Source organism: Sphingomonas bacterium (genome assembly GCF_903643065.1).
Lineage (GTDB): Bacteria > Pseudomonadota > Alphaproteobacteria > Sphingomonadales > Sphingomonadaceae > Sphingomonas.
This window is the reverse complement of the sequence record NZ_CAHJWX010000203.1, coordinates 1-4,912: the sequence shown is the minus strand read 5'-3', so window position 1 is coordinate 4,912 and position 4,912 is coordinate 1. Positions and strand designations below refer to the sequence as shown.

At 67.1% G+C, this 4,912-nt stretch carries 4 protein-coding genes; 2 read left to right on the top strand and 2 right to left on the bottom strand.

The window, feature by feature from the left end:
• Window positions 1–422, bottom strand: a 422-nt coding sequence (locus HUU95_RS08345; RefSeq protein WP_174279699.1) for a tetratricopeptide repeat protein, incomplete at its 3' end; no start/stop codon positions are given.
• 104 nt (window positions 423–526) lie between these two features.
• Between HUU95_RS08345 and HUU95_RS08340 the strand changes: the two genes are divergently transcribed.
• On the top strand, window positions 527–3,322 hold the full coding sequence (locus HUU95_RS08340; protein ID WP_174279698.1) for a glycosyltransferase family 2 protein: 2,796 nt from the start codon (window positions 527–529) through the stop codon (window positions 3,320–3,322).
• On the top strand, window positions 3,288–4,511 hold the full coding sequence (locus HUU95_RS08335) for a glycosyltransferase family 61 protein (protein WP_174279697.1): 1,224 nt from the start codon (window positions 3,288–3,290) through the stop codon (window positions 4,509–4,511). Before HUU95_RS08340 ends, HUU95_RS08335 begins: the two co-directional genes overlap by 35 nt.
• 12 nt (window positions 4,512–4,523) lie before the next feature.
• Here HUU95_RS08335 and HUU95_RS08330 read toward each other — a convergent pair.
• A partial coding sequence (locus HUU95_RS08330) for an autotransporter domain-containing protein (RefSeq protein ID WP_174279696.1) occupies window positions 4,524–4,912 on the bottom strand: 389 nt, incomplete at its 5' end.

Sequence of the window (4,912 nt, the reverse complement as noted above, 5' to 3'; positions counted from 1 at the left end):
AGCTGCCGGCGGAAGGCCTGGTAGCGCGCCGCCTCGTCGCCGCCTGCGCCACCCGGAAGCCGGTCCCGCGCACCCACCTCGACCAGTTCGGCCGCTGCCCGGTATCCCGCCGGCCCCAGCGCTGCCGCGCGGGCGAAACAGTCGATCGCGGCCGCGCGGTCGCCCCTCCGCCGGTAGACGCCGCCCAAATGCCACCACGTTTCCGCGTCGCTTGGCACTGCCGCCAGCGCGCGCGAGTAGGCGGCGATCGCACCGTCCGCGTCGCCTGCTTCCTTGGCCGCGTGACCGTACTGGATCCAGGCGCCGACATCATCGGGCCGCCGCGCCAGATAGCTGCGCCACGCGATCGTGGCACCCGGCCAGTCCCGGTCGCGGGCGGCCTTGCGTGCCACATCGCGCAGCCGAGCGGCCCGCAGCTTCAACATCTCCCGCCCGTCGCCCTGCCGCTGCTGTCCCGAATGCGTCTAGTGAACGCGGCGGCCTTCCGCTAGCCGATCGCAGGAAGCCGGGCCGAGGGGACGCGGGAGTGAAGAGACTTGATCTGCAATCGGCGCTGGCGCTGGCGCGGCGTTCGCGCAGCGGGCGTTCCGCCTCCCGCACGAACGGCGACCGCGCGCGCGACCGCGGCGACTGGAACGCCGCGATCGTTCATTACCGTGAGCATCTGGTCGCCCGGCCCCTGGATGATGCGATTCGCGTCCAGCTCGGCCACGCGCTCAAGGAAAACGGGCTGTCGGACGAGGCCATGCTTGCCTATCATGCGGTGCTGGAACGCAGGCCCAACGATGCGGACCTGCTGCTGAGCATCGGCCACCTGCACAAGCTGCGCGGCGAACCCGAGGCGGCGGTGTCCTTCTACCGGCGCAGCGTGGAGGAAAACGGCAACCATCACGCCCTCGCCGAGATCGATTATTTTAACAACATCGTAGCGGTGCCCCCATCCCCGGATGCCGCGATCGAGGTCGAGCATGTCTTGGACCTGCTGTGCACGCGCAGCACGGGGCTCGTTCCGGTAGCCGGCAATGACATCGTGGCGCCCGGGGATCACGAGGCCGACCGGATCCACTTCATGGCGCACGATCCGTGGATCGTCTTCGAGCTCGACAAGGCGATCGCTGCCAGCGGCGGCTTGGCGGTGCTTGCCATCGACGTCGAGCCGCTGGACGAGGAACGGCCGCTGAGCGGGCAGCTCTACGTCGATTACGGCGAAGGATTCGACGAGAAGACCAGCCTGCCCTTCGTCTCCGACGGTACGCCGGTCACGCTGCTGCTGGCCGCGCCGGAACGGATCAGGCGTGTGCGGTGGGATCCCGATCGCAAGCCCAACGCGATCCGCCATCCCGAGCTTGCGTTCCGGTCGGTGGACGATTTTGCCGTGGCCGAAGCGCTGATCCGCAAGCGCGCCTCGGCCGACCTCGACGTGGAGCCACTGATCGACCTTGCGCGCGCCTGTTTCGACAGCATCGAGATGACGCAGCGCGAAGCCGCGGAAGCCTCGCTCATGCTGATGGTGTCCGATTTCGACCTGGACGCGCATTACCGGCGCTGGCTGTTCCGGTACGAGCGGCCGTCCGAGGACGACTATGCCATAATTGCGCGCATGACACAGGACATGGCGGTCCGGCCAAAATTCTCGTTCGTCATGCCGACCTATAACACGCCCAACGCCCTGCTGCGCGACTGCCTGGATTCGATGCTGGCACAGACCTACGCTGATTTCGAGATCTGCGTCGCCGACGACCACTCGACGGATCCGGACGTTGAGCGGACGCTGGCCGAATATGCGGCACGGGATTCGCGGATGAAGTACGTGCGCTCACCTAGGAACGGCCATATATCGGAAACGAGCAACCGCGCGTTGCGGCTCGCGACCGGCGACTTCATCGTGCTGGTCGACCACGACGATGCGATCCCGGACTATGCCCTGTTCGTCGTCGCCCACTACGTCAATATCCATCCTGATGCCGACGTCCTGTTCTCCGACGAGGACAAGATCGGCATGCAGAACTATCGGTTCGCGCCCTATTTCAAGGGGATGTTCAACAAGTTCCTGATGTATGGGCACAACATGGTCAGTCATCTGGGCGTGTACCGGCGCTCGCTCGTGGAGGAGGTCGGCGGGTTCCGCCTCGGGCTGGAGGGGAGCCAGGACTATGATCTCCTACTGCGCTGTTACGAACGCAGCCGGGACGATCGCATCATCCATATCCCGCATATCCTGTACCACTGGCGCACGACGCCCGGATCGACCGCCATCGCGCCCGATCAGAAGAGCTATGCGATCGTCGCGGCGGAACTCGCGATCAACGGCCATTTCGAGCGCACCGGCATGCCGCTGCGCTCGACCGGCGGCTTCTCGCCGGGCTGCACCGGCGTGCGGCCCGCCTATTCGCTCGACACGCCGGTCTCGATCATCATCCCGACGCGTAATGGCCTGGATGTGCTGAAGCCGTGCATCGATTCTGTCCTCGCCGCCGCGCCCGAGAACGTCGAGATCCTGGTCGTCGACAACGGCACCGATGATCCCGCGACCTCGTCCTATCTCGCATCCCTCGAGACGTCGGGCGTCGCGCGCGTGCTGCCGTACGACGCGCCGTTCAACTTTTCGTGGATCAACAATCTTGCCGCGGAGCACGCGACCGGCGACATCCTGTGCTTCCTCAACAACGACACGGAGCTGCTCGCGCGGGACTGGCTGGCGCGTGCGCGCGCGCTGCTCGCGATCGACGAGGTGGGAATTGTCGGTGCTCGCCTCCTCTATCCCGATCGTACGCTGCAGCATTTCGGGATCGCGCTGGGTATGGGTAAGCACGGAATCGCCGGCACGCCCCATGGCGGCTTCGGCGAGACCGACCCCGGCTATTTCGGCAAGGCCCGCCTGATGCAGGAGTTCTCCGCCGTCACCGCCGCCTGTATGTTCGTCCGGCGCTCGGTTTTCGAGGACGTGGGCGGGTTCGAGCCGGAACTGAGCGTCGCATACAACGACATCGATCTGTGCCTGAAGGTGCGGGCGCGGGGCCTGAAGGTGGTGGGCGATCCGGACATCCTGCTGATCCACAAGGAGAGCAAGACGCGCGGCAGCGACAAGACCGGCGAACGCGCGGAACGCCTGCAGAAAGAAGCCGAATGGATGCGCGCCCGCTGGAGCGATGTCTTGGCCGATGATCCCTACTACTCGTCCAACCTGTCGCTCGAGCGGCTGGACTTCGCGCCCGCGGCCCCCCCGCGCGTACCGATGCCGTGGCGTGCCATCGGGACTGGCAGGCCGGGACTGGGCAGGCGCGGGCATGAACGCCGACGGGGTCGCCCCGTTGGCGCATGAGGCGGAACGGTTCGGCTATGTCTGCTGCGCGGCTGATCTCACCTACGGGAGTGCTGCGCTCCCGAGCGATCTTGCCGACGCGCACGGCTGGGCCGAGGCCGATCCGGCGATGCTGGGGATCGCGCCGGTGGCCACGCTGTTCCCCACGGCCCGCTATCGCTGGCGCTTTCCGGAGGGCGGCATCGTGCGCCCGACAGCATTCACGCAGGAACTGCTGCAGTTCTACGCCGGCATCGCGACCAGGGATTGTCCAGCCTCCGTTCTGGTCCGGCTGACCGACGCGGTGCTTGCGGACAGCGTGCTGTATGCACGAGCCTCCACGACGCCGACGATCGTCTACGAGACGTACCGATCCAACGATCGACATGCCGTGCGGCGTGCTTCCCGCGCAGATATCGACGGGGCAGATCGGGCTTGCTTCGCGGACCCGAATTGGCAATGCCTGTTCATCGGCTCGGCCGGATCGTTCAACTATGGCCACTGGCTCGTCGACGACCTGCCGCGGCTAAAGGCGATGGCGACAATGCGACGGCTCGATGCGCGGCCTGTCCGCGTCGTAATCCAGGGCTATGGGTCCGACATCGATCGCGTGCGCGAGGAGTCCATCCGTTCGCTGCTGGGTGCGGCCACACACATCGACCTGCTGGAAAGGGATCGCGCGTATCACTTCGCCGAGCTCTATTATCCGACGCCGGTGAGCCTGCACCCGGTGCAGAAATTACCGCCGGCGCTGGACCAAGCGGCGCATGCCGCGCTGGAACAGGCGATCGGCGGCGATCCGGATCCGGGTAGTCCCACGCTGCTGTATGTCGGTCGCGCCGCCGGCTACGGCCGCGGTATCGTCAACGCCGACATGGTTGCCGAGATGATGCGGGATTACGGCTTCACCACGATCGATCCGGACGGCATGAGTTTCGTCGACCAGGTTCGCCTATTCGCGGGTGCGCAGGTGGTCGTCGGCCAGATGGGGGCCGCAATGACCAACACGATGTTCTGCCGGCCGACCACCACGCTGGTCTATCTGGCACCGACGGGGTGGATCGAGCCGTTCTACTGGGATCTGTCGGTGGTGCGCGGCCATTACTACCGCGTCCTGTTCGGGAAGGTGACGGACGACACGGTGCCGCCGCATCGCAGCGACTTCACGATCGATCCCGACGCGCTGCGCGACGCCCTCGACGCCCTTTGAGGCGACCGCGCCTCAGAACCCCAGCCTCACCCCCACTCTCCCCGCCGCGCGGTGGTCCGCGTCGCCGCTCTCGCCGGTGAGCGCGCCAAACAGCGACAAGCGCTGCGTCAGCGCGGCGTCGGCGCCCAGCGTTGCCGTGGCGAGCACGGGCGCGCGGGTCGCGCCAGCCGCGAGCGGGCCGAGGCCGCCGCTGAACCCTGCCACCGCATAAGGCGTACGGCCCTGCACTTGATAGCGCGCACCTAGCGTCAAGTACGGGCGCACCGTCCCGGCTTCACAGGCGAACGTCGCGCCGCCGTCGACGAACACCGCGGTCCCGCGCCGGCCGACGCCCGGGCGAACGCTCCACCCGCCCGCCACCGGCAGCACGTAGGAGAGCGCGGCGTCCGCGGTCCAGCCGT